The sequence below is a fragment of the Micromonospora aurantiaca ATCC 27029 genome, assembly GCF_000145235.1.
GTDB classification, from domain to species: domain Bacteria; phylum Actinomycetota; class Actinomycetes; order Mycobacteriales; family Micromonosporaceae; genus Micromonospora; species Micromonospora aurantiaca.
Genome location: NC_014391.1, coordinates 2,105,365 through 2,128,912, shown reverse-complemented (window position 1 = coordinate 2,128,912; position 23,548 = coordinate 2,105,365). Strand labels below are relative to the sequence as shown.

Below are 23,548 nucleotides of genomic sequence, written 5' to 3'. Positions count from 1 at the left end.
GCGCCGCCGGTACGGTGCCACGACCGTGGCAGAAGGGATACGTGATGACGGAGACGACGACGCTGTGGCGCCCGACCGGCCCACGGGAGCTCGACCTCGTCCGCGCCTCCGGCTGGCGGGCCTGGCCGCCGCGGCTGCCGGACCAGCCGATCTTCTACCCGGTGCTCAACGAGCAGTACGCCGTCATGATCGCCCGGGACTGGAACGTGCCGGCGTCCGGCGCCGGCTACGTGACGCGCTTCCACGTCGAGCGCGCGTTCGCCGCCCGCTACCCGGTCCGGCAGGTGGGTGGCCGGGACATCCTGGAGCTGTGGGTGCCGGCCGAGGAGCTCGACGAGTTCAACCGGCACCTCGTCGGGCCGATCGAGGTGGTCCACGAGTTCCGGGCGGAGAACCGGCCGGCCTGACCGGCGCCGGGCGGGCGGTCGTACCCGCCCGGCGCCTCGGTCCGCGGGTCAGCCCGGGGTGAGCAGGCAGAACTCGTTGCCCTCCGGGTCGACGAGCACCCGCCAGTGGATGTCGGCCCCACCCAGGTCGGCGGCGGTGGCGCCGAGCGCCAGCAGCCGGGCCTCCTCGGCGTCCAGGTCGTCGCCCGGGTAGGGGCGGACGTCGAGGTGGACGCGGTTCCAGCCGGTCTTCGCGTCGGTGCTGCGGACGAACCGCAGGTACGGCCCGACGTCCTGAGCGGAGCGCAGCACCGCCTGCCGGTCGGTCACCTCGTGCACGGTCCAGTCGGTGGCCCGGCTCCAGAAGCCGGCCATGGCGCGCGGGTCGGCGCAGTCGACCACCACCTCGGCGATCGGCCCGGTGTCGGCGTGCCGCGGGTCCGGCTCCCGTACGCAGAACTCGTTGCCCTCCGGGTCGGCCAGGACCGTCCACGGCACGTCGCCCTGACCCACGTCGGCGGGCGTGGCACCGAGCGCGGTCAGGCGCGCGACCACCTCCGCGTGCTGCGCGGCCGAGGTGGTCGCGAGGTCGACGTGGACGCGGTTCTTCGCCGTCTTCGGTTCGGCGGAGACGACGAGGTCGACGTAGAGGAAGCGGGGGTCCGGGTAGGTGAAGCCCTCGGGTTCGAGGTTCGTCACGCCGGGGGCCTCGCTGGAGATCTCCCAGCCGAGCACCTTCGCCCAGAAGCCGCCGAGCGCCACCTCGTCGTGGGCCTTCAAGTTGATCTGCACGAGCCGCGTTGCCATGGCCGCGATGCTAGGGCCTGGGCCGTGCCGGCGTGGTCCCGGCAGGTGATCAGGAATCGAGAAGCGCACCGTGACCGCCGCGCCATAGCGTTGTCCTCGGGCGGTCGGCACCACGCGGACCGCGAGCCACGAGGGGGAATCGAGATGTCCGACGGGTTCAGCGCCGAGGAACGCGCCGCGATGAAGGAGCGCGCGGCCGAGCTGCGCGCCGAGGGCAAGAAGGGCGCCAAGAAGGCCGACGACCTCCAGGCGGTGCTCGACCGGATCGCGCAGATGGCGCCGGAGGACCGCGAGCTGGCCGAGCGCGTGCACATGACGATCACCTCCGCCGCGCCGGAGCTGTCGCCGAAGACCTGGTACGGCATGCCCGCGTACGCCAACGCGGCCGGCAAGATCGTCGTGTTCTTCCAGGATGCGGGGAAGTTCAAGTACCGCTACTCGACGCTGGGCTTCCAGGAGGCGGCGAACCTCGACGACGGCGACATGTGGCCGGCGTCGTTCGCGCTGGTGAAGTGGAGCCCGGAGGTGGAGAAGAAGATCACCGAGCTGGTGCGGGCCGCCGTGTCCTGACCGTGCCGCCGGACCGGCGGCCCCGTCAGGCGGCGGGCGCCGGGCCGAGGGCGAGCGCCGCGGCGTCGCGGGCGCAGCCCCAGGACAGCATCACGCCGTTGCCCGCGTGGCCGTAGTTGTGCACGACGAGCGCGTCACCACGCCGCTCGGCCTCCACGCGCGGCACCGCCCGGCCGGGACGCAGCCCGACGCGGTGTTCGAGGACCTCGGCGGCGGCCAGGGCGGGTTCGATCGCGACGCACCGGGCGAGGACGTCGGCCTCCTCGGCCGGATCGGGGGTGGTGTCGTCGCTGCGCCGCTGGCCGCCGCCGAGCACCACGTGGTCGCCGTGCGGGAAGATCGACGCCCATGTCGGCGCCATCGGCGCCTCCATGAAGAACCGGTCCAGGCCGGGGTTGCGCACCACGATCCGGGGGCCGCGCACCGGGTGCAGGCCGATGTCGCCGGGTGGGGACAGATTGGGGCCGACCATCGCCCCGGCCAGCGCCGACGTCGTGTGCGCGGACGGCGCCGCGGTGCGGACGAGCACCCGGGCGCCGCTCTCGACCAGCCGGATGCCGGTGCTGAGCCCGCTCACCCCCGCTCCGAGGACGACGACGTCCGGACGTGCGGCCATGGCGGCTCCATCCACTCGACGGTCGCGGCGGTCCGTCCATTCTGCACCCCCGGGTGGCGCGCCGCCGTCGCTAGCGCTGCCAGGAGTCGAGGCCGCGGACCGCGGACCGGGCGACGTCGTCGGCCAGGCCGGGGTCGTTGCTGGTGCCCTCCCAGCCCTGGTCGTGCACGACCGTGACCGCGTCGGCGACCCGGATCACGAGGATCTGGCTGGTGGTCCGGCCCTCGGCCGGGCTGCCGTCCAGGCTGGTCGCCGGGCGGCTCACCGTCACCAGCAGGGCCTCGTCCCCGGTTCCGGCCATCGGCTCGGACCGGACGGTGACGGTGCCGCCCGAGGCCTGGAACGACCGGCAGTCCGCGACCGCGCCGCGTACCCGGCGCAGGTAGTCGGCCGCGCCGGTGCCCTCGAAGGCGAAGACGGTCTGGTGCAGCGTGCCGTAGGGGACGTTCTCCGGCGGGTCCTTGGGCTGCTTGTAGGCGCTCATCATGGCGGCGCTCGCGGTGACCGACCGCCCGCCGCTGCGGAACTCCTGGTCGCACAATCCGGGCAGCGCGTCGGTGACCTCCATCGGCTGCGCGTCGGTCTTGCGCAGCTCCGGCGGCAGGTCGGCGAAGGCTGACGTCGGAATCGTGACGCGTCCGCCGGACGAGGCCGACGGCGACGGCGTCGCGGTCGTCGAGCCGGCGGCCGGTGGCGAGGTGGTCCCCGCGGCGCCACCGTCGTTCGCGCCGCCGTCGCCACACGCGCCGGCCAGCAGCGCGGTGACGAGCAGGGGTGCGCCAAGCATCCGTCTACGGCGACTCGGTGTCCTCACGTCGACCTCCGTCCCGGGCCCGTCCCGACGAATTCCCGATGCGGCGTCACCCGAAACAGCACCGCCACTCCCCCAACGCCCGGCCCCGCTGCCGGGTTCCGGCCGGTCCACCCACAAGGGTGCGGCGACTTCGCAAACAGGTGCTTGCACAAATGGCTGTTTGCGATAGCGTGAGGGCATGCGCTCCGATCCCGACCTCGACCTCGCCTTCGCCGCCCTCGGCGACCCGGTCCGCCGCGCCCTGGTGACCCGCCTCGCCCGTGGTGAGGCCACAGTCGGCGAGCTGGGTGAGCCGTTCGACCTGACGCCGCAGGCCATCTCCCACCACGTCGGCGTCCTGCGCCGGTGCGGCCTGGTCGAGCAGCGACGCGAGGGCACACGGCGACCGTGCCGGCTGCGCGTCGACCGGCTCACCCGGCTGAGCACGTGGATCGACGAGCAGCGCCGCGCCTGGGACGACCGCCTCGACGCGCTGGAGACGCACCTCTCCGCTCCGGAGGCGACCCGGTGAGGGCGGCTACCGAACGACACGGCGACGAACTGATCGCCCGCCGCCATCTGCCCGCCCTGCCCGACCGGGTGTGGGAGGCCTTCACCTCACCGACCGGGATCGCCGCGTTCTGGGGCGGCTCACACGCCACCGTGCCGCAGGCGTCGGTGACTGTCGACCTGCGACCCGGCGGGGAGTTCGCGCTCGACACCCGTGCCCCGGACGGCCGGACCGGGCGGCTGCGGTTCGTCTACGTACGCGTCGAACCGCCGAGCGAGCTGGTGTTCGACGAGCCGGTCACCGGCCTGCGCACCACAGTCACGCTGCGGCCCGCCGGACACGGCACCGACCTCACCGTGCACCAGCGCAAGCTTCCGCCCGAGCTGCGCACCGACCAGGCGGCCGACGGGCTCGCCTCGATCCTCGACGCCCTCGCCGCCCACCTCCGACACCACGACGATGGAGACAGCAGTGACCCGAGCAACCCAGCGTGACCTGGTCGCCGAATACTTCGACGGCTTCCGGGCGAGCGACCACGAGCGCATCCTCGCCACGCTCACCGACGACGTCGAGTGGGTCATCCACGGCCACCGCACCACCCGGGGCCGGACGGAGTTCGACGGCGAGATCGAGAATCCGGCCTTCACCGGCAGCCCGCAGCTCGACGTCGAGCGCGTGCACGAGGACGGGCCGGTCGTCGTGGTGACCGGCGAGGGCCGGGGCGTCAGCGTCGAGCACGGGCCGTTCCGCTTCGCCTTCAACGACCTGTTCACGTTCCGGGACGGGCTCATCGCCCGCGTCGACTCCTACGTCGTACCGCTGGGGTCTGCCGGGTCGTGAGCGTGGCGGCCGCCGGGCCGGGTGAAGGCCCGGCGGTACGCCGACGGCGAGGTCCGCATCGCTGCGGTGAAGTGGTGCCGGAACGTCACCGCCGTCTCGAACCCGACCGTCGTGGCGACCTCCTCGATCGGCGCGGTGGTGGTCTCCAGCAGCGGGAGGCTGGCCTGGACGCGCCGCTCGATCAGCCACCGGATCGGGGTGGTGCCGGTGGCCCGCGCGAAGTGCCGCAGGTGGGTACGGGCCGACATGTGCGCCCGCCGTGCCAGCCGGTCGACGGTGATCGGGGCGCTGAGGTTCGCCAGCGCCCAGGACATGCTGGCGGCGAGCCGGTCGTCCTCGGGGTCGCCGGGCACCGGCGCCTCGATGAACTGCGCCTGACCGCCTTCGCGGTGCGGCGGTACGACCAGCCGGCGGGCGACCGCGTTGGCGATCGTCGGACCGTGGTCGCGGCGTACCAAATGGATGCAGAGGTCGAGACCGGCAGCGCTGCCGGCGCTGGTGAGGATGTCCCCGTCGTCGACGTAGAGCACGTCCGGGTCGACGCGTACCGCCGGGTGGCGCCGGGCGAGCAGGTCGGCGTACCGCCAGTGGGTGGTGGCGCGGCGGCCGTCGAGCAGACCCGCGCCGGCCAGGGCGAACGCGCCCGAGCAGATCGACACGATCCGCGCGCCGCGCCGGTGGGCCGCGCGGAGCGCGTCGGTGAGCGCTGGTGACGGGTCGGCGTGCACGTCGGCGACGCCGGGCACGATCAGCGTGCCGGCGGCGGCGAACGCGTCGAGGCCGTGGCCGGTGTGCAGCGTCGCGCCGCCGACCAGCCGCACCGCGCCGGGTGTCTCCGCGCAGACGGTCAGCTCGTACCAGCCGACGTCGAACTCCGGGCGGGGCAGGCCGAAGACCTCCGTGACGATTCCGGTCTCGAACGCCGACATGCCCTCGTACGCCAGCACCGACACGGTGGCACGGTTCATGGCGGGATCTTAGCGAACAGCGTCGCTCGCGCCACTGGAGCGACCGGACGGCGGCCACCACGATGGGTGCCATGTCGAACGTTCTGCGCATCCCCGCTGCCCGTCCCGCCGACGCCCTCGCCCACTTCGCGGCCCGGCTCACCTTCGAGGCCGACGTCAGCGACGTGCACGCCGACCTTGAGGCGGGCGTGACCGGCCTGGTCGTGATCGACTCGCGCTCCCTTCCGGCGTGGCGGCAGGGGCACATCCCCGGCGCCGTGCACCTGCCCACCGCGGAGATCGCCGGCCGGGCGGGCGAGCTGGTACCGGCGGACGCCACTGTGGTCACGTACTGCTGGGGGCCGGGCTGCAACGGCGCCACCCGCGCGGCGCGGGAGTTCGCCCGGCTCGGCCGGCCGGTCAAGGAGATGATCGGCGGGTACGAGTACTGGGTGCGGGAGGGCTTCCCGGTACGCACCGAGGCCGGGCTGGTCCGGCGGCCCGCCGACGACCTCACCGCCCCGGCCGGCGCGACGTGCGGCTGCTGAGGCGTGTCGGTTCCGTACAAGACGGCAGGTGGTGGCCGTTCCTAGCATGGCCGCATGCGTGATCTTGTCTACACCGGATTCATGTCGCTCGACGGCGTGGTGGACTCCCCCGGCGGCGGTCCGGGCGAGGAGCACCGCAGCGGCGGCTGGGTCGTCAAGGACGTCGAGTTCCTGCCGGAGGCGTTCTCGCTCAAGGGTGAGGAGTTGGAACAGACCACGGCGCTGATGTTCGGACGGCGCAGCTACGAGGCGTTCGCGCCGACCTGGCGCGACTCCGAGGACCACGCCGCCTACCGGGATCTGCCGAAGTACGTGGTGTCGTCAAGCCTGCCCGAGGACGCGCTGATCGACGGCTGGGGACCGCTGACCGTCCTGCGGAGCACCGCCGACGTCGCCGCGCTCAAGCAGGGCGACGGCGGCGACATCTTCATCCACGGCAGCGCCGAACTCGCCCGCCGTCTCGCCGAGGCGGACCTGATCGACAGGTACCACCTGCTCGTCTTCCCGGTGCTGCTCGGCGCCGGCAAGGGCCTGTTCAGCCAGGCGGACCGGGACCGGCAGACACTGCGTCTGCGCGACTCCGCCGCCTACCCCAACGGCGTCGTCAAGCTGATCTACGACGTGACCCGCTGAGCCGGGTCCAGCGCTATCGCACCACCGGCGCCCGCGCGCAGCTCACCGGCCGTCCGTCCGACGTACCGGCGCAGCGCGCGGGCCAGGTGCGGTTCGTCCACGTACCCGAAGGTGGTGACCGCGTCGGCGGGCGGGCCGCCGGCGGCCAGGAGCACGGCGGCGCGGCGCGCGCGGTCGATCTGCCGCACCGCGCCCCGGGTCAGCCCGGTCGCCGCGCGGAACCGGCGTTCGAGGGTACGCGGTGACGCCGGTGGACGGCCGCCGCGCAGCGTCTCGGTGACGAGCGGGTCGCGGACCACCGCACCGGCACGGACCAGCCGGTCCACCAGGGCCTCGGCGTCGTCCGGGCCGGGTGTGGGCCACCGGCCGCCGTCGAGCCGGAACGTCCGGCGGCTCACGTCGGGCAGCTCGGCGCCGCTGTCCACCAGCTCGGGCGTGGGTACGAGCCGCAGCGAGGTGCCCACCGCGAACTCGATGCCGACGAATGTGGCGCCCTCGGGCACCGGCGCGGTGCCGGTCGCGGTCTCGGGGCCGGAGACGGCCGCGTGGGAGCGCCCGTCGCGCTGCCAGAACACGAGCCCCCAGCACGGGGTCGCCACCGAGGTCATCTCGTCGACCCGATCGCTGGTGCAGGTCCACACGGTGTCGATCCAGGCCGAGTCGGACGCCCGGGTGGTGAACCGCAGCTCCACGGCAGGAGCATACGGCGGCCACCGGGGCACGAGTGGTCGGGCGCCCGGGGAACGGCCGGTCCAGCTCTCCGGCTCAGTCGTGCAAACCCATCGCCCGGCGGATCGGCTCGGCCGTCGTCGGATCTGCCAACCTCATGACGCTGATGAATCCGTTCCAGGTGGTAGCGCCGACGATCAGACGCTCGTCCAGCGCCATCATGACGAAGCCAGGTCGCCCCGGAGGGCCTCCCAGCACACCCTGGTCCACGCCCTTGCCGATGACATCCCATTCGTCGCGCAGCCGCACCCGGGCCCAGTGCGGCCTCGCTGACGGCTCTCCGTCGACCGGCCCGACCGAGACGAGAAAGCACCCCTCTTCGTCGAACAACCGGCCCGTGTACGCGAAGTCCCACCACGCCGCGTTGGCGCCCTCGATCAGGCAGGAGTCGTCGAACATGAACTCGACATCCTCCCTGCCGTCCTCCTCCGAGCACGCGGAGAGCATCCAGGCCGCCGAGGCCGGGAGCCCGGCGGAGTCCCAGTGGAAGTCGACCACCTCCACCCCGGCGGTTCCCAGGGAAGCAATGATCATCGCCCGGTCCGGCATTCTTCTCACCCGGCCCTGTGTCCCGCACTACCGTGCGGCGGACTCCTGCCCGTTCCGCTCGTCGTCCCGGGCGGGGTAGCCGAGGATCTCCGCGAGGTCACCGGCCGCCTTCGTGTACGCGGCGTAGATGTCGTCGTCGAAGTGGTTGCGCCAGTCGCCGGACGCACCCTTGCGGTAGTGGGAGATCCGCCCGGGGGTCTCCTTGGACTTCTTCATCTTGGTGAAGCTGTAGCGCGCCAGCAGGGCCTCCAGCTCGGCCGGAGGCAGCGTGATGCCGCAGTGCCGCAGGAGCTGGTCGACCTCTTCGGCCTGCCGCTCGCCGGTGAGGTCCTCGTAGCGGAACAGCCGGAACGTCTCGGCGCTCGGTGCGACCGCCCAGGACCGCATCTGCCCGAACTGCTTCTTGTCGCGCAGGCGGTCGATGACGTAGAGCATGCCCTCCTTCTTCGGCAGTTCCTGGAGGGCCTTGCGTGCCTGCGGGATGTCGCCCATCGGGGCGTGCGAGTTGCGCAGCGAGAAGTAGCTGGAGACGACAACGTCGCGCGGGTCGCGGATCACGAAGAACGCGCGGTAGCTGCCGGCCTTGGGCACTGCCTCGAACCGCTTGTGGGAGAGGAAGATCGCCAAGCCGATACGGCCGGCCGGCACCGGCGCGGTCGCCCCGCCGGAGTAGAAGCGCGGGTCGTAGGGCAGCATCCCGCAGTGGCGGTAGACGGCCGGGTCGCTGAACAGCGCCTTGATCCACTGGCTGCCGGTCTTGCGGACGGTGCAGTGGAAGATGTTGTCGAACTCGCTACGGGCCACCACCGGAACGGTGAGTCGCATGCGGGCGTTGCGCGCTTCCATCTGCGCCCGCCGGGCCTTGACCCGCAGAGAATTCGGCGAATTGTGCTTGGCGAATTCGACGGCCCGATTAATCATTTCCCAACCTCATCCGGACCCCGCGGAGCAGGGGCAGCACGAACACCTTTCCGCACGTCACGCAGGTGAAGTCCGCAGACCTCGCCTGCTCCGCCCCGCGCCCCGACGCGCCGCTAGGAATATCCCCGACGGTCCGATTGATGTCAATCCCGGGCGGCTGGGAGAACGCTGAAAATCTACAATTTCCATAGGAGTTGCGGAATAAGCGCGAGGGGCACCCGCGCGGAACCGCGCACCGGCACAATGAGCGCCGTGCTCACCGCCACCCGCGACCTGCTGACCGCCCTCGACCCGCTGTCCCACCGCGACCGGACGCGGCGTCTCGTGGCATGGGCACGCACCGCGCCCGACCGGGCACAGGTCTGCGCCGACCTGCGCCGGCACGGGCCCTACGAGCGGCGTCTCGCGCTGCTCGCCGCCCTGGCCAGCCGGGACACCGCGGCCGTCCTGGCCGCGACGTTCGACCCGGAACCCTCGATCGCCGCCACCGCGCTGACCGCCGCCGTGCGGGCCGGCGTGACGCCCGCCGACCTGACCGACCAGCCGGCCGGCGCGCGGCGGCGCGTCTACCGGGCGCTGCGCCGCAACCCGGTGCCGGCCGTCGCCGACGCGCTGATCATCGGAGTACGCGAGCGGTTCGGCGACCACGAGGCCGCCGCGCTGCTGCCGGCCTGCGGCCCCGAGACGGTACGGGCCTGGCTGCCCGACCTGGAACACGCGCTGAACCCGGAACGGCTGATGCGGACGCACAGCGACATCGTTCTGGCGCGCACCGGTGAGCGGCTCGCCGCGGCCCCGCCCGAGTCGCGCGGGCGGATCTGGGCGGAGGCCGCCGGCGCGGTGCTGCGCGGTGAGCCCGCGCGGGCCCTGGACCTGCTCGACGCGTACGCGCCCGAGGAGTCGCTGCCCGGCCCGATCGTCGCGTACGGACGGCTCGCCGCACACGACGCGCGCCGGGTCGTACGCCTGCTCACGTCGCCCGGCCGCGCGGCCTGGCTGGCCCGGACCGTGCTGCCCCGGGCGCTGCTGCTCCGCCTCACCACGCTGCCCACTGGTGAACTGGTCCCGCTGGCCGCCCGGCTGCGGGAGCACGACCGGGCGCTCGCCGCGTTGCTGCGCGCCGTGCCGCCGAGCCGCCGCGCCGAGCTGTACGACGGAGCGCTGGCCGACACCGACACCACGGCGCTGCTACCCGGCGCCGCGGTGATGGAGGTGCTGCCGGCGGCGGTACGGGCACGCGAGGCGGCCCGCGTGCTGACCCTCCCGTCCGTCCGGGAGCGGGAGGAGCAGGTGCGGTTCTGGAGCGCGTACCTGCCGTGGCCGGAGGCGTCCGCGTCGGCGAGCGCGGCGCTGCGCTCCGGCGACGCGGACGAACGGGCGGACGGGTGGCGGCTGCTGGTGGCGGCCGCGCGCCGCTCCCGTGATCCGCGGACGGTGGCCCAGGTGGTGGTCCGGCTGGGCCGGCTGCGCAACGAGCAGGACCCGGTACGCGCCGCCGCGCTCACCGCGCTGGCCACTGTGGCGCCGCTGCTCACCGCCACGAGCGCGGGCGGGCTGACCGGGCTCACCACCGACGCGGTCGACGCCCGGGACACCTCGGCGACCACCACCACGGCGTTGAGCCGGCTCGCCGTCGACGTCCTCACGCTTCACGTGGACGTGCCGGAGCTGACCGAGTGGGCACTGCGCACGATCGACGCGGTGAGCAGCGACGCGAACGTGCCGGTGCTGCGCCGGCTCGATATGGTGCTGCGCCACGGCCAGGAGAGGGTGGTGTTCGACCGGCTGCGCGGCCGGATCGAGGCCGGCATGGCGCGCGGCCGGTACGGACTGCTGTTCGCGCTCACCCACGCGCTCGGCCGGCGCGCCTGGCGTCTGCCGGAGCTTCAAGACCTGCTGCGCCGGACGATCGGGCCGGACACCCTGCCCGCTGTGGCCCGTACGGCCGTCGGGCTGTGGCTCGCCGATCCGCGTACCCGCTCGCGGCGCGTCGCCGAGGTGCTCGACGTCGACGCGTCGGCGGTGGCGATCCACGAGGTGTGGGCGATCGTCTGCACGTCCCGCACCGACCTGCTCGACCGCGTGCTGGACCGGCCGCCGCGCGGCCGGTTCGTGGAGAACGGGAAGCGGTGGGTGCCCGGCCCGGCGCCGCGGGCACAGCGGTGGCTTCCGCGCCACCAGGAACGCTTCGTGGCGCTTCAGGCGCGCGTCGTCGCCGACTCCGGTCACCGGGTGTGGCAGCGGGCGGCGGCGATCCGGGCCGCCGCCGGGGCCGGCCCGGCCGGACGCGAGATGGTGCTGCGCCACGTCGACGCGTCCGAGGTGCCGGTCGCCGAGGCGGCGCTGGGCGCGCTGGCCTGGACCGACCGGCCGGACGAGGCGTTCCCGCTGCTGCTCCGGTACGCCGACGGCGACCGGGCCCGCGTCGCGCTGTACGCCGCCGGACGAGCCGCCCGCCACGTCCCGCCGGCCCGGCTGGCCGAGTTGCTGGGCGGGGTGCTCACCGGCGCCGCGAAGGTCACCAGCCGCAAGGAGGCCGCGCGGCTCCTGGCCCGCTACGCGCAGGTGGACGTGATGGTGGTGCTCGGGGAGGCGTACGCCGATCGGGGCACGCACCGCGACGTACGCACGGCGATCGTCTCCGCCGCCCGGCAGCGGCTGGGGACCGAGGCGGGCTGGACGGTTCTGCGCGCGGCGGTGCACGCCGGCCGGGAGGAACGGCGGGCGGTGCTCGGCGCGTACCCGTCGGGGATCTCGGAGCGCCACCGCCGCGCCTACGCCGCGCTGGTGGTGCAGGCGTGCCGGGCCGACGACCGGGAGGTCCGGCGCGCCGCGTTCGACGCGCTCGGCGAGTGGTCGCCGTGGCTGACCGACGTCACCGACCTGGTCGTGGACCGGCTCACCGACCCGGACGAGACGACGCCGGCCATCGGGGTGGCGAACCTGCTGCGGGCCGGTGGCGACACGGCGTTCCGGGCCGCGCTGGCCCGGCTGGTGGAACGGGACGCGGCCGACGACGACCCGGGCGGCCCGGCCGCCGACCGGCCCGCCCGACGGCGCGTCGAACTGCTCACGGAGGGCGCGGCCCTCTGGTCCGACAGCCGCCCCGCCGGCGCCGACCGGGCCGGGCTGGTCGAGGCGGCGCGGTGGCTCGCCGGCCAGGACGGCTTCCTGGGTACGGCCACCGGGCTGCTCGTCGAACTCGGCCGGCTCGACGAGCTGGACGAGGTCGCCGCACTCTGCGCCGGCCGGCCCGTGGTAGCGGTCCGCACCGCGCAACGCGTCGGCGATCGCCTGCTCACCATGCGGCGGCGGCCCGATCCGGCGGCCCTCGCCGAGACGGTGGACCACCTCGCCGGGCGCGGAGACCTGGCCGGTGGCCTGTTCGCGGTGGCGCTGGTCGCGCACGGGTCGGAGTTCGGCTGGAAGACGCCGTGGCGGGACCTGCTCGTCGGGTTGCGCCGTCATCCGGACGCCGACGTACGGGAGGCCGCGTACACGCTCGACATGAGCTGACCACGCCGGGCGTCGTCCTATGCTCGGGGCGTGACGCTTCAGCGGATGGATCACGTCAGCGTCGTGGTGGACGACCTGCCGGCCGCGATCGCCTTCTTCACCGAACTCGGGATGGAGGTGGAGGGCGAGATGCCGGTCGAGGGGCAGTGGGTGGACCGGGTCAACGGCATCGACGGCGTGCGGGTCGACATCGCGATGATGCGGACGCCGGACGGCCACGGCAAGCTCGAACTGACGCGGTTCCGGGCGCCGGCACTCGTCGCCGCCGAACCGCCGGACGCGCCGCCGAACACGCTGGGCCTGCGGTCGGTCATGTTCGCCGTGGACGACGTCGACGACACGGTGGCCCGGCTGCGGGCCCACGGCGGTGAGCTGATCGGTGAGGTGGCGGAGTACGGGGAGGTCTACCGGCTCTGCTACCTGCGCGGCCCGGCGGGCGTCATCGTGGCGCTGGCCGAGCAGCTCGGCTGACGCCTACCCGGCGTCGACGGCGGCCAGCACCGTCATCGCCTCGCGTTCGCGGACGGCCAGGTCGGCGAGGACCGCAGACGCGCGGGTCAGGTGGGTGGCGTCCCCGGTCCGCCCGGCGGTGGCGATGTGGTCGGCGACGGCGGTCCACAGCGGCGCGATGTCGGCGTACATCAGTTGTGCCCGGCGCAGGTGGGCGTCACCGGTGACGGTGGCGGCCTCGGCGAGGAAGTCCCGGTACATGGTGCGGAACAGCGCGCCGCCGGTGCCGCCGCGTTCCATCAGCGTCGCGGCGAGCGGAAGGTCGCGTGCCGGATCGGCGGCGCGGTCCAGCCAGCGGGTCACCCGGGCGGCGGCGGTGGCGATCCCCCGGTGGCCGAGGTTGGCGATCGGCGGGTCGAGGAACGCCCCGGCGTTGGCGCGTACCGCCGCGCGGACGGCGGCGTCCAGGTCCGGCGGGCCGCCAGGCGCGGTGAGCGTGTACGACAGGTGGCGCGCGGTCATCGGCCCACGCGCGGCGCGGGCCCGGGCCAGGCTGTCCAGCGTGGTGGTCACCGCGCCGCCCTGCTGGGCGGTGTCGACCAGGTGGGCGTGTGAGTCGTCGTAGCCGTACACGGCGACTGTGTGCCCGCCGAAGTGGACCCGGGTGGTGAAGTAGTCCAGGTGGTACGAGTCCAGTTGCAGGCCGACCGGGTGCCCGGCGTCCAGCGCCTCGGTGACGTTCCGCCACGCCCTGGCCGCCGACGTCGTCTCCCGGACGCGCAGGTCCAACCCGAGGCGGCCGGCGGCGGCGCGGGTCACGCACAGCGGCTTGGTGCGCCCGCCGAGGAACGGCACGTCCATGCCCTTGGCGTCCCAGTAGACGAAGCCGAGCCCCTCGCCGAGACCGAACAGCATCGGCTCGGACAGGTCCAGGCCCGCGTGCCGGGTCAGCACGCCGAGCGTGGTGGTCTCGCAGTGCACCCCGCCGGTCGGCGTCACGTCGTCGAGAATCACGTCGCCTCCTGTTCCGCCGTCACGGCGCTCGGATCGTGCGTTGCGGCGGCGCCCGGATCGTGCGCTCCAGCGGCGGTGCCCGGGGCGTCCCCGGAGGGCGGGGCCAGCAGCGGGCGCAGCGGTCCGTCGCCGGGGATGCCGGGCATCCGGCGGGCCGCCCCGGCGAGCAGGTCGGCGGCCTGGACGCGCGGGTCGTCGCGCGAATCGGTCATCACCAGCCCGGCCAGCGGTGACGGACCGGCCGGGTCGACCGCGGCCAGTGCCGCCTGGAGGCGGCGCAGCCGGTCCTGGGTGAGCGCGCTCTGCTCGTCGTGGATCACCAGCACCCGCCGCCGGCCGCCGCTCCAGTGCAGGACGGTCTCGGCCAGCGCCGGCAGCAGCGGCTCCAGCGGTGGCGGGATCGTCCGGTCGCCCGCATACAACCTGGCCTGCACCTCAGCCACCCGGACCGGATCGAGCGCGTCGAGGACCGCGCCGGCCGCCTCGTCGCCGACGTGACGCCGTAACGCGTCCCGCGCGGCGAAGAACCGTTGCACGCTCCGGTCGTCCGCCCGATCCCGCCGCTTGGTGCGCAGCATCTCGACGACGGCGGCGAGGAAGACCGCCCAGCCGGGTCCGGCCGCCCGCCCGGCCCAGTGCAGCGCCGCCGCGGCCTGACGCCGGTCACCGGCGAGGCGGGTGCCCGCCGCGTACGACGGCTCGGCCAGCAGCAGGTCGACGACCCGGGTGGCGAGGAAGAACTCCTTGTCGACCAGGTGCACGTGCGCCCGGCCGCGCAGCGCGGACAGGAACCACTCCGCCGCCTCGGCGGCCTCGCGGCGGCGCAGGAACTGCCGGGACTTGACCTCGTCGGGCGAGAACCGGAACCCGGACCGCAGCGTACGGATCAACGCAGCGGCCTCGTCACGGCTCAGGTCGACGCTGGCGTGGACGATCACCGGGGTGGCCGGATCGAGCAGGTTGGTCCCGGAGAAACCGGACTCGTCGCAGGCGATCTCCAGCACCGCGCCGGTCAGCGCCTCGCCGGGTGGCAGCCCACCCTGCAGCGGCAGCCTCGCACCCGTCGACCCGGCCATGCCGACCATGCTCGCCCACCCGGCCCGCGGCGGACCAGCGGTTAACCCGGATCGGGCCGGAGGAGGGTCGCGCCGGCTCATTCCAGCGGCCGGTAGATCGCGGTCAGGCGCGGCAGCCGGGCGTGCATCTGCTCGTCGTCGTCGAAGTCGAAGTCCTCACCGGCCGGGTCGGCCGGCGCCCGGTCGTCTGCAGCCCGGTTGGCGGCGTCCAGCGCCTCCCAGAACGCGTCGGTGCCGGCGCCGGTCGCCTCGGCGTAGGCGTCGCCCGCCGCGCTCAGCACCGCCTCGCACTCGACCGCGTCGTCTTCCGGGTCGACGCCGGCCTCGGCGAGTGAGTCGGGATCGGCGACGGCCCGCTCCCAGACCGCCCGCCCCTGCGCGACCAGCCAGCCGCGGAAGTAGTCGAATCCGTCGTCCGAGCAGCCGCCGCGCATCAGGTAGGCGGCCGCCCACAGGTCCCAGCGCCACGCCTCCAGATTCACGTCGTCGTACGCCTGCTGGAAGCCCACGATCGCTGCCGGGCTCAGCACCGACAGCTCCGCGACGAGGTGCCGGGCCACCGCGTCGGCCCCCTCGGCGGTGACCGTCTCGCGGCCCGCAGCGCCACGCGCCCGCTCCACGATGTCCCAGAACGTCTCCCGATCCACGGCGGGACCGTACGCCGGCCCACCGACAAGCTGTCAGCGGCCGTGTCAGCGCCGTGTCAGGGCGGTGGCGGTACGGCCGCCCATGGTGGTCGCATGACGAGTTCAGCGATAACGGTCTCCGGGCTGCGCAAGGCGTACAAGGACAAGGTGGTGCTCGACGGCATCGATCTGGACGTCCCCGCCGGGACGATCTTCTCCCTGCTCGGCCCGAACGGAGCCGGCAAGACGACAGCGATCAACATCCTGACCACCCTGATCCGCGCCGACGCCGGGTCGGTGCGGGTGGCCGGGCACGACGTCGTCACCGAGGCCAAGGCGGTCCGCGCGGCGATCGGCGTGACCGGGCAGTTCGCGGCGGTGGACGAACTGCTGACCGGGCGGGAGAACCTGCAACTGATGGTCGACCTCGGCCCGCGCAACCGCGTGCCCGGCAAGCGGGTCGTCGCGGAGTTGCTGGAACGGTTCGACCTGGTCGAGGCCGCCGACAAGCCGGTGTCGACGTACTCCGGGGGCATGCGCCGCAAGCTGGACCTGGCGATGACGCTGGTCGGCGAGCCGCGGATCATCTTCCTGGACGAGCCGACGACCGGGCTGGACCCGCGCAGCCGCCGCACCATGTGGTCGATCATCAGGGATCTGGTCGCAGGCGGCGTGACGGTCTTCCTCACCACCCAGTACCTCGACGAGGCCGACCGTCTCGCCGACCGGATCGCGGTGCTCGACCAGGGCCGGCTGGTCGCCCAGGGCACGCCGGAGGAGCTGAAGCGCCGGATCCCCGGCACGCACGTGCGGTTGCGGTTCGGCACCGTCGCCGAACTCGACGCGGCGGCGCTGGTGCTGCCCGAGGCGGTACGCGACGAGGAGGCGCTGGCGCTGCGGGTGCCCGCCGACGGCGGAACCGCGGCGCTGCGCGCCCTGCTCGACCGGCTCGACGCGCACGCGATCAACGCCGACGACCTGTCCGTGCAGACCCCCGACCTCGACGACGTCTTCCTGGCCCTGACGGGCCGTACCCCGGAGGTGGCCGCCAGATGAGCAGAAACCACTCGGTCGTCATGCTGCGCCGCAACCTGACGCACCTGCGCCGCAACCCGACCTCGGTGTTCAACGCGGTGCTGATGCCGATCATCGTCATGCTGATGTTCGTATACATGCTCGGCGACGCGTTCTCCGTCGGCGTCGACTACGTCGACTACGCGACGCCGGGCCTGATGCTGCTGGCGGTCTGCTACGGCCTCGGCGGCACCGCGACGTCGGTGAACTCCGACATGACCAAGGGCATCATCAACCGTTTCAAGGTCATGCACGTCTCCCGGGGCGCGGTGCTGACCGGCCACGTCGTCGCCACCGTGCTGACGAACGTCCTCGCGGTCGCGGCCCTGGTCGGGGTGGCGTTCCTGCTCGGCTTCCGCCCGGCCGCCGATCCCCTGCACTGGCTCGGCGTGGCCGGCGTGGTGGTGCTGCTCAGCGTCGCCGTCAGCTGGTTCACAGTCGCGCTGGGCCTGTTCGCGAAGTCGCCGGAGTCGGCGGGCATGGCCTCCGTGCCGCTGGTCCTGCTGCCGTTCTTCAGCAGCGCGATCGTGCCCGCCGACAAGATGGGGCCGGGACTGCGGCAGTTCGCCGAGTACCAGCCGTTCACGCCGATCATCGAGACCCTGCGCGGCCTGCTCGACGGCGCGCCGTCGGCCGGCGACGTGATCCCCGCGGTCGTCTGGTGCGCCGGCATCGCGGTGGTCGGCTACCTGTGGGCGCGGTCCACGTTCACGAAGCGAGCGTGATCTCGACCAGCCGCTCCCAGCCGGTCTCCCGGCCCTGTGCGACCGCCTCGGCGAACTCCGCGTCGCCGAGGCGGTCGCGCGCCGCCGCCTCGATCCGCGGCACGTCGGGGTGGGCGCGGTCGGGCAGCCCGCGTACCGCGGTGGCGGCGCCGAGCAGCCGCGCCGCGTGGTCCGGCCGGTCCAGCCGCACCGCCAGGTCCGCGACACCGACGAGCACCTGCGCGGTCAGCGGCGCGTAGCCACCCTCGCGCGCCGCCCGGCACGCCGCCGCCCGATGGGTACGAGCCTGCTCGACGTCCTCGGCCAGGTAACCCAGCAGATCCTGGGTGCCCGCCCGGACACTCGCCAGGTCCGCCTCGTCGCCGAGCAGCGCCGACACCGACCGCAGCTGCGCGTACGCCTCGTCCGCGTCACCGTCGTGGCGGGCCAGGTACGCCCGGACCAGCGCCAGCTCGGCCAGCGCGCCCGGCCAGGCGACCCCCGCGGCGAGCCGGTGCGCCTCGGCCAGCGCGGCGGCGCTCGCCGTCTCGTCGCCGCCCAGCCGGTACAGCCAGGCCAGCCGCGCCCGCATCCGGATCACGTCCTCGACGGCGCCGACCTCGGTGACCGCCGTGACCGCCTGCTCGTAGTAGTCGCAGGCGGCGGCGACGTCACCGCGTACGGCGATCAGCTCGGCCAGCTCGCTGAGTGCGAACGAGATCCCGAAGCGTTCACCGACCGCCCGGAACTCGGCGAGCGCCTGCCGCAGGCACGCCTCCGCCTGCGCCGCCTCGACGCCGAGGATGACCCGCAGCTTGCCCAGGTGCAGCCGGGCCAGCGCGCGTACCCACGGGTCCTCGTGGTCGAGCAGCGACTCCCAGGCGGGCAGCAGCGCGTCCGGCTCCCGCAGCATGCGCTCCATCGGCACGACCAGGGCCAGCTCCGGGTGACCACCGTGGCCTTCGCCGCTCAACCGGTACGCCTTGTGGATCCACTCGGCCGCGTGCTGCGCGTCGCCCGGCCCGGAGCTGAGGAACAGCACCACGAGTCCGTACACCACGGCTCGGATGTCGTCGGGCACGTCGCCGGGCGCCTCGGTGGCCGCGATGATCAGTTCCATGCCCTCGGTCCGGTGGCCGCCGAGCCACCAGTACCAGCCGGCGCCGGCCGCGAGCCGCATCGCCTCGCGCCCCTCACCCGCGGCGAGCGCCCCCCGCACGGCTGCGGTGATGTTGTCGTGCTCGGCTTCCAGCCGGGCGAGCCAGGTGAGCTGGTCGGCGCGGCGCAGCCGCGGCTCGGCGGTCTCGGCCAGCTCGGTGAAGTACGCCAGGTGCGCGCGACGGGCGAGGTCCGCCTCCCCCGCCTCGGCGAGCCGCTGCGCGGCGTACTCCTTGATCGTGCCGAGCATGCGGTAGTGCGGCGCGACGTCACCGGCGGCGACCAGCAGCGACTTGTCGGTCAGCGCGGTGAGCAGGTCGAGCACGTCGCCCGGCTCGACGGCGCCGCCGGCGCAGACCCGCTCGGCCGCGTCCAGGCTCGCCCCGCCGGAGAACACCGACAGCCGGCGCAGCACCGCGCGTTCGGCGTCGCTGAGCAGTTCCCAGCTCCAGTCGACCATCGCGCGCAGCGTCCGGTGCCGGGGCAGGGCGGTCCGGCTGCCGCCGGTGAGCAGCCGGAACCGGTCGTCGAGCCGGGTGGCGAGCTGGTCGACGGACATGGTGCGCAGCCGCGCCGCGGCCAGTTCGATCGCCAGCGGCATGCCGTCGAGCGCCCGGCAGATCCGCGCCATCGTCGTCGCGGCCCGGGCGTCGAAGGCGAGGTCCCGGCGTACCGCCGCGGCCCGGTCCCGCAGCAGGCGCACGGCGGGCGACGACTCGACCTCGGCGATCGGGGCGTCGCCGTCCGGCAGGCCCAGCGGCGCGACCGGCCACAGCGCCTCCCCGGTGATGCCGAGCGGTTCCCGGCTCGTGGCCAGGATCCGCAGCCGCCGGCACTCGCCGAGCAGCCGGTGCGCCAGCGCCGCCGCCTGGTCGACGACGTGTTCGCAGTTGTCCAGGATCAGCAGCATCTCCCGGTCCCGGATCGCCGCGACGAGCCGGTCGGCCGGTTCCGCGCTGCCCGCGTCGCCGAGCAGCGCGTCGCGCAGGCCGAGCCCGGAGATCGTCGCCTGCACCACGTCCCCGCCGGCGCTGACGGCGGCGAACTCCACCAGCCACACGCCGTCCGGCAGGTCGCCCGTCATCCGGCGCCCGGTCTCCGTGGCCAGCCTGGTCTTCCCGGAGCCGCCCGGGCCGGTGAGCGTGGTGAGCCGGTGCTCGGCCACCAGCGTGCCGACCGCGGTGAGGTCGGCGTCCCGGCCGACGAAGCTGGTCAGCTCGGCGCGCAGGTTGGTGCGGCGGGTGTCCTCCCGGCGTACCGTCTCGCCGCGCAGCAGGGCGACGTGCAGCGCCGACAGCTCCGGCGACGGGTCGGCGCCCAGCGCGTCGGCGAGCGCGTCGGCGGTGCGCTGGTAGACCAGCAGCGCCTCGGTGTCGCGGCCGGCCGCGACGAGCGCGCGCATCAGCGCCGTGGCGAGCCGCTCGCGCACGGGATGGGCGGCCACCAGGTCGGTCAGCTCCGGGATCAGGTCGGCCTCCCGGCCGAGCCCGATCTCGGCGTCGTACCGGTCCTCCGTCGCGGTCAGGCGCAGCCGTTCCAGCCGGGTGGCCGCCGCGTCGAGCGCCGGACTGTCGGGCAGGCCGATGTCGCGCAGCGCGTCGCCGCGCCACAGGCCCAGCGCCTCGCGCAGCAGCCGTACCCGCTGCGGCCCGTCGCCGTCGCGGGCCCGGCGGACGAGACGCTCGAACCGTACGGCGTCGACGGCGTCGGGCTCGACGGCGAGCCGGTAGCCGTCGGGCAGCCCGTCGACGGCGCCCGCCGGCAGCGCCTTGCGCAGCCGGGAGACCAGCCGTTGCAGCGCGTTCGCGGCGTCGGCGGGCGGCTGCTCGCCCCAGATCCAGTCGACGAGCGTCGCCTTCGGGACCACGCGGCCGGGCTGGAGCGCGAGGGCGGCCAGCAGCCCGCGCAGCCGCGCGCCCGGCACGTCGGCCGGTACGCCACCGTCCGTGGTGACCTGGAACGGCCCGAGCAACCCGATCTGCACCCGCCGATCCTGCCACGCCCGGCGACCGGGTCCGGTCCGCCGCCCCCGCCGGTCAGGTGGCCAGGCGCAGGTGGCGGCGCTGCCGCAGCCGCACCGCGGCGGCCGCCACGACCAGCAGCGTGAGTGCGACAGCGAAGGCCAGCCCGTGGGTCAGGCCGCGGTTGAGGTAGCCGCCGTCGGTGTGGTCGACGGCGTACGTGGCGAGCTCGCGGCTGAACCAGAACGGCAACGCGCGGGTGGCGCTGCCCGCCGGGTCCATCACCATCTGGAGACCGACCACTGTGAGCAGCACCAGCGTGCCCTCCAGCTCGCGCGGCAGCACGGCGCTCAGCAGCAGGCCGAACGGCACCGACACGAACACGGTCAGCGCCATGATCAGGGCGATCGCGCCGTACCGGACGTCGCGCTGGTCGGCCAGGACGAGCAGGAAGTACGGAGTGGAGAGGAGCATGCCGACGGTCCACAGCGCGAGCAGCCGGCCGAGCACCAGGTGCCGGCTGCCGTAGCCGGAGAGCCGCAGGCGGGGTTCGATGCCGCGCGCCGCGCTGCCCGCGAACAGCGCGGCGGTGCTGAGCGCCCAGCCCAGGCCGAGGCAGACGAAGCGGATCGACTGTCCGAGGTGGTCGCCGCGGCGGCTCAGATAGAACGCCAGCGGCATCAGCAGCAGGATGACCAGCACGGTACGGCGGCGCAGCAGCTCGCGCAGGGCGGCCTCGGCCACCACCAGGGTCCGGCTCACGCGTCACGCTCCCCGGCCAGGTCGAGCACGACGTCGACGCGGTCGAGCTGGTTGAGCAGGTGGGTGACGACCACGACGGCCTTGCCGGCGTCGCGCCAGCGCCACACCTCGTGCCAGAAGTCGAGGTAGGTGCCCCTGTCGAACCCCTGGTAGGGCTCGTCGAGGAGCAGCACGTCCGGCTCGCCGAGCCGGGCCAGCACCAGGTTGAGCTTCTGCCGTGTGCCGCCGGAGAGGTGCCGGGCCTGGATGCGTCGCGGCGGTGTCCACTCCAGCCCGGCCGCCTCCGCGCGACCGGCCCGACGGGCCGCCGTCCGGCCCAGCCCCCGGCCGGCGCCGATCAGCACGAAGTGCTCGTCCGGGCTGAGGAACTCGGCGGTGCCGCCGTCCTGCGGGCAGTAGCCGAGCGTGCCGTGCACCTCGACGGTGCCCGCCTCCGGGCTCAGCAGGCCGGCGCAGATCCGCAGGAAGGTGCTCTTGCCGGCGCCGTTGGCACCGACCACCGCCGCGATCTGGCCCGCCCGGACGGTGAGGTCGACCCGGTCCAGGACGGTCCGCCCCCGGTAGCGCTTGGTGATGCCGCGCGCGGCGAGCCGCACCGGTCCGGGCTGGCGGCGCGGCGGTCGCACGTCGGGGCCACCGAGGCTGTCGACCACCGCCCGGGCGTACGTCTCCGGCGCGCCGAAGACCCGCAGCGGCGACTCCCCGCTGTCGAGCAGGTGGGTGGCCGCCTCGGCGACGACGTGACCGGTCAGGTCGGGCCCCACCCCGTGCCGGCGCAGCTCGCCGGTCAGGGCGGCGAGCCAGGGTTCGTGGTTCACCGCTTCGGCTCCTCGCGCAGTATCGTGCCCACGCTCGACGCGAAGGCGCTCCAGTCGATCGCGGCCGCCCGCAACGCCGCGCTGCCGGCCGGGCTGATCCGGTAGTACTTCCTCGCGGGCCCGGTCCCGCCCTCCCGCCAGTGCGCGGTGAGCAGGCCGGAGCGCTGCAACCGCAGCAGCACCGGATAGAGGGTGCCGCCCTGCACGGCGCCCAGCCCGTGGGCCCGCAGCGCCTGGGACAGCTCGTAGCCGTAGGACTCGCCCCGGCTCAGCAGCGCGAGCACGCAGAGGTCGAGCACCCCGCGCAGCCACTGCGCCCGCCGTTCCTGGTTCATCCCGCTCCGCACTGTCCCGATCGGACGACATCCGGACGGTAGCGCCGCTACCTAGGTAGCGCAACCACCTAGTGGGGCCTCCTCCGGTCCGGCGAGGCTGATAGGTTGCGCCCTCCGCACAGGTTCGACGGGGGAATGCGCATGTCCGACACGGGGGCCGGATCCGAGCAGGGACCGGCGGGGGACGCGGAACAGCGGGGAGAGACCGCCTGGATGCGGCCGGCCGGCGAGCCGCCCGGCGTTCCCGGGCCGCCACCACCGCCCGCCACCGGGCCGGGTCACGGGTCGCCCGTTCCGGGTTACGGGCCGCCCATCGCTGGTCCGCCGTACGGTCCGGCCACGCCGGCTGCGCCGTTCGGGCCGTACCCGCCACCCGGCCCGCCGTCGTCCGGCCGCAGCCGCGGTCTGGTCGTCGCCGTCGCGGTGCTGAGCGTGCTGCTGCTGGTGGCGTGCTCGGGCCTGATCGGCGGCGCGTTCCTGCTGGGTTCCTCGCCCCGCGAGACGGCCGGGCGGGAGCCCGCCGCGCCGCCGGTGGCGCCCTGGCGGTCGTCCGGCGCGACGCCCACGCCGGGTGCGACGGCGAGCGCGGAGCCGTCGGCGCGCGGGCCGCAGCCGAGCGACTTCCCGGCGGCGCAGATCTCCGATCTCAACGACGTGTGCGACGGCGTTCTCTACTTCCCGCAGTCGCCGAGGCGCACCGGAGCGGCGCCGCACCCGGTGGCACTGCTCGTCGGCACCGACCTGGGCACGGGCAACCGCCGCCACGACCAGGTCTACTACTACGACGAGGGCCTGTCGAAGCGGGTGGAGCGGACCTGGGCGTCGGAGGACCCGAAGACCGTGCAGATGGTCGCCTGCCTGGATCGCACGAGCACCGGCGCGACGATCCGCAAGTGCCGCTACGACGACCCGAAGCCGGACACGCTGACGCTGCTGAAGGCCACCTACCGCCTGCGGGTGTACGAGGTGGCGACCGGCCGCCGACTGCTGGACAAGACCATGGGCGGGGACGACCAGCAGTGCCCGTACGTGGTCCTGTACGGCTCGGACAAGAAGATCTACGCCGAGGTAAGCCACCGATCGCTGCTCGGGGCGCTGCGCAACCTGGTGAAGCGGTAGGCGGGCGACGCCGGCCGCGGTCCACCCGGGACGACGTGGGGGAACCGGCCGCACGGCCCCTCGCGGACCGGCCGGGATGTTCGAT

Annotated in this window: 26 protein-coding genes; 12 read left to right on the top strand and 14 right to left on the bottom strand. The window is 74.2% G+C overall.

From position 1 onward, the window contains the following. Positions 1-44 precede the first annotated feature (44 nt). Complete coding sequence (locus MICAU_RS10045) at positions 45-407, top strand: hypothetical protein (protein ID WP_013285186.1); 363 nt, start codon at positions 45-47, stop codon at positions 405-407. A 48-nt stretch (positions 408-455) separates the two neighbouring features. On the opposite strand, the gene MICAU_RS10040 is transcribed toward MICAU_RS10045, so the two are convergent. Continuing rightward, entirely contained in the window at positions 456-1,193 is a 738-nt protein-coding gene (locus tag MICAU_RS10040) for a VOC family protein (RefSeq protein ID WP_013285185.1), read from the bottom strand. A 144-nt stretch (positions 1,194-1,337) separates the two neighbouring features. Between MICAU_RS10040 and MICAU_RS10035 the strand changes: the two genes are divergently transcribed. After that, entirely contained in the window at positions 1,338-1,763 is a 426-nt protein-coding gene (locus tag MICAU_RS10035; RefSeq protein ID WP_013285184.1) for an iron chaperone, read from the top strand. 25 nt (positions 1,764-1,788) lie between these two features. Here MICAU_RS10035 and MICAU_RS10030 read toward each other — a convergent pair whose 3' ends face one another. Next, on the bottom strand, positions 1,789-2,379 hold the full coding sequence (locus tag MICAU_RS10030) for an FAD-dependent oxidoreductase (RefSeq protein ID WP_041798944.1): 591 nt from the start codon (positions 2,377-2,379) through the stop codon (positions 1,789-1,791). A gap of 70 nt (positions 2,380-2,449) precedes the next feature. Further along, a complete protein-coding gene (locus tag MICAU_RS10025) occupies positions 2,450-3,166 on the bottom strand; it encodes a hypothetical protein (protein WP_013285183.1) in 717 nt (238 codons plus the stop codon). Between the two features lie 205 nt (positions 3,167-3,371). Here MICAU_RS10025 and MICAU_RS10020 point away from each other — a divergent pair, with 205 nt between their 5' ends. The 3 genes from MICAU_RS10020 to MICAU_RS10010 are packed head-to-tail and all read left to right on the top strand — an operon-like array spanning position 3,372 to position 4,523. Next, positions 3,372-3,704 (top strand): ArsR/SmtB family transcription factor, encoded by a 333-nt coding sequence (locus tag MICAU_RS10020; protein WP_013285182.1) that lies wholly within the window; start codon positions 3,372-3,374, stop codon positions 3,702-3,704. After that, the gene (locus tag MICAU_RS10015) at positions 3,701-4,177 is read left to right on the top strand and encodes an SRPBCC family protein (protein WP_013285181.1); all 477 of its coding nucleotides are present in this window, start codon (positions 3,701-3,703) and stop codon (positions 4,175-4,177) included. Before MICAU_RS10020 ends, MICAU_RS10015 begins: the two co-directional genes overlap by 4 nt. Then, positions 4,155-4,523, top strand: coding sequence for a nuclear transport factor 2 family protein (locus MICAU_RS10010; RefSeq protein WP_013285180.1), 369 nt, complete (start codon positions 4,155-4,157; stop codon positions 4,521-4,523). The genes MICAU_RS10015 and MICAU_RS10010 overlap by 23 nt, the downstream gene beginning before the upstream one ends. On the opposite strand, the gene ftrA is transcribed toward MICAU_RS10010, so the two are convergent. Next, complete coding sequence (gene ftrA, locus MICAU_RS10005) at positions 4,490-5,491, bottom strand: transcriptional regulator FtrA (protein ID WP_013285179.1); 1,002 nt, start codon at positions 5,489-5,491, stop codon at positions 4,490-4,492. The two genes, MICAU_RS10010 and ftrA, sit on opposite strands and share 34 nt — an antisense overlap. 62 nt (positions 5,492-5,553) lie before the next feature. Here ftrA and MICAU_RS10000 point away from each other — a divergent pair, with 62 nt between their 5' ends. Further along, the gene (locus MICAU_RS10000) at positions 5,554-6,018 is read left to right on the top strand and encodes a rhodanese-like domain-containing protein (RefSeq protein ID WP_013285178.1); all 465 of its coding nucleotides are present in this window, start codon (positions 5,554-5,556) and stop codon (positions 6,016-6,018) included. 54 nt (positions 6,019-6,072) lie between these two features. Then, entirely contained in the window at positions 6,073-6,651 is a 579-nt protein-coding gene (locus tag MICAU_RS09995; protein WP_013285177.1) for a dihydrofolate reductase family protein, read from the top strand. Here the strand turns inward: MICAU_RS09995 and MICAU_RS09990 are convergent. The 3 genes from MICAU_RS09990 to MICAU_RS09980 form a co-directional block, all read right to left on the bottom strand. Then, positions 6,633-7,343: a helix-turn-helix domain-containing protein gene (locus tag MICAU_RS09990; RefSeq protein ID WP_013285176.1), complete on the bottom strand. Its 711-nt coding sequence runs from the start codon at positions 7,341-7,343 to the stop codon at positions 6,633-6,635. The genes MICAU_RS09995 and MICAU_RS09990 overlap by 19 nt on opposite strands. Positions 7,344-7,416: 73 nt before the next feature. After that, positions 7,417-7,929 carry a hypothetical protein gene (locus tag MICAU_RS09985; protein WP_244879746.1) on the bottom strand — a complete coding sequence of 171 codons (513 nt, stop codon included), beginning with the start codon at positions 7,927-7,929 and terminating at the stop codon, positions 7,417-7,419. A 27-nt stretch (positions 7,930-7,956) separates the two neighbouring features. Then, positions 7,957-8,850: a sulfotransferase domain-containing protein gene (locus MICAU_RS09980; RefSeq protein WP_013285174.1), complete on the bottom strand. Its 894-nt coding sequence runs from the start codon at positions 8,848-8,850 to the stop codon at positions 7,957-7,959. A gap of 243 nt (positions 8,851-9,093) precedes the next feature. Between MICAU_RS09980 and MICAU_RS09975 the strand changes: the two genes are divergently transcribed. Next, positions 9,094-12,366, top strand: a complete 3,273-nt coding sequence (locus MICAU_RS09975) for a hypothetical protein (RefSeq protein ID WP_013285173.1) — start codon at positions 9,094-9,096, stop codon at positions 12,364-12,366. A 45-nt stretch (positions 12,367-12,411) separates the two neighbouring features. Continuing rightward, positions 12,412-12,837: a VOC family protein gene (locus tag MICAU_RS09970; RefSeq protein ID WP_013285172.1), complete on the top strand. Its 426-nt coding sequence runs from the start codon at positions 12,412-12,414 to the stop codon at positions 12,835-12,837. Between the two features lie 3 nt (positions 12,838-12,840). On the opposite strand, the gene MICAU_RS09965 is transcribed toward MICAU_RS09970, so the two are convergent. The 3 genes from MICAU_RS09965 to MICAU_RS09955 form a co-directional block, all read right to left on the bottom strand. Continuing rightward, the gene (locus MICAU_RS09965) at positions 12,841-13,830 is read right to left on the bottom strand and encodes a BtrH N-terminal domain-containing protein (RefSeq protein ID WP_013285171.1); all 990 of its coding nucleotides are present in this window, start codon (positions 13,828-13,830) and stop codon (positions 12,841-12,843) included. Continuing rightward, positions 13,827-14,906 carry a DUF3800 domain-containing protein gene (locus MICAU_RS09960; protein WP_013285170.1) on the bottom strand — a complete coding sequence of 360 codons (1,080 nt, stop codon included), beginning with the start codon at positions 14,904-14,906 and terminating at the stop codon, positions 13,827-13,829. The genes MICAU_RS09965 and MICAU_RS09960 overlap by 4 nt, the downstream gene beginning before the upstream one ends. A 77-nt stretch (positions 14,907-14,983) precedes the next feature. Beyond that, complete coding sequence (locus MICAU_RS09955) at positions 14,984-15,553, bottom strand: DUF4240 domain-containing protein (RefSeq protein ID WP_013285169.1); 570 nt, start codon at positions 15,551-15,553, stop codon at positions 14,984-14,986. Between the two features lie 93 nt (positions 15,554-15,646). Between MICAU_RS09955 and MICAU_RS09950 the strand changes: the two genes are divergently transcribed. Then, positions 15,647-16,588: a daunorubicin resistance protein DrrA family ABC transporter ATP-binding protein gene (locus tag MICAU_RS09950; RefSeq protein ID WP_013285168.1), complete on the top strand. Its 942-nt coding sequence runs from the start codon at positions 15,647-15,649 to the stop codon at positions 16,586-16,588. Beyond that, entirely contained in the window at positions 16,585-17,331 is a 747-nt protein-coding gene (locus tag MICAU_RS09945; RefSeq protein ID WP_013285167.1) for an ABC transporter permease, read from the top strand. Before MICAU_RS09950 ends, MICAU_RS09945 begins: the two co-directional genes overlap by 4 nt. On the opposite strand, the gene MICAU_RS09940 is transcribed toward MICAU_RS09945, so the two are convergent. Genes MICAU_RS09940 through MICAU_RS09925 form a run of 4 tightly spaced genes read right to left on the bottom strand, consistent with a single transcriptional unit; the run spans position 17,315 to position 22,344 of the window. Beyond that, positions 17,315-20,452, bottom strand: coding sequence for an ATP-binding protein (locus MICAU_RS09940; RefSeq protein WP_013285166.1), 3,138 nt, complete (start codon positions 20,450-20,452; stop codon positions 17,315-17,317). The two genes, MICAU_RS09945 and MICAU_RS09940, sit on opposite strands and share 17 nt — an antisense overlap. 52 nt (positions 20,453-20,504) lie before the next feature. Next, positions 20,505-21,191, bottom strand: coding sequence for an ABC transporter permease (locus tag MICAU_RS09935; protein WP_013285165.1), 687 nt, complete (start codon positions 21,189-21,191; stop codon positions 20,505-20,507). After that, entirely contained in the window at positions 21,188-22,009 is an 822-nt protein-coding gene (locus tag MICAU_RS09930) for an ATP-binding cassette domain-containing protein (protein WP_013285164.1), read from the bottom strand. The genes MICAU_RS09935 and MICAU_RS09930 overlap by 4 nt, the downstream gene beginning before the upstream one ends. Further along, a complete protein-coding gene (locus MICAU_RS09925; RefSeq protein ID WP_013285163.1) occupies positions 22,006-22,344 on the bottom strand; it encodes a PadR family transcriptional regulator in 339 nt (112 codons plus the stop codon). Before MICAU_RS09925 ends, MICAU_RS09930 begins: the two co-directional genes overlap by 4 nt. A 141-nt stretch (positions 22,345-22,485) precedes the next feature. Between MICAU_RS09925 and MICAU_RS09920 the strand changes: the two genes are divergently transcribed. Next, entirely contained in the window at positions 22,486-23,463 is a 978-nt protein-coding gene (locus MICAU_RS09920) for a hypothetical protein (protein ID WP_013285162.1), read from the top strand. Positions 23,464-23,548 lie beyond the last annotated feature (85 nt).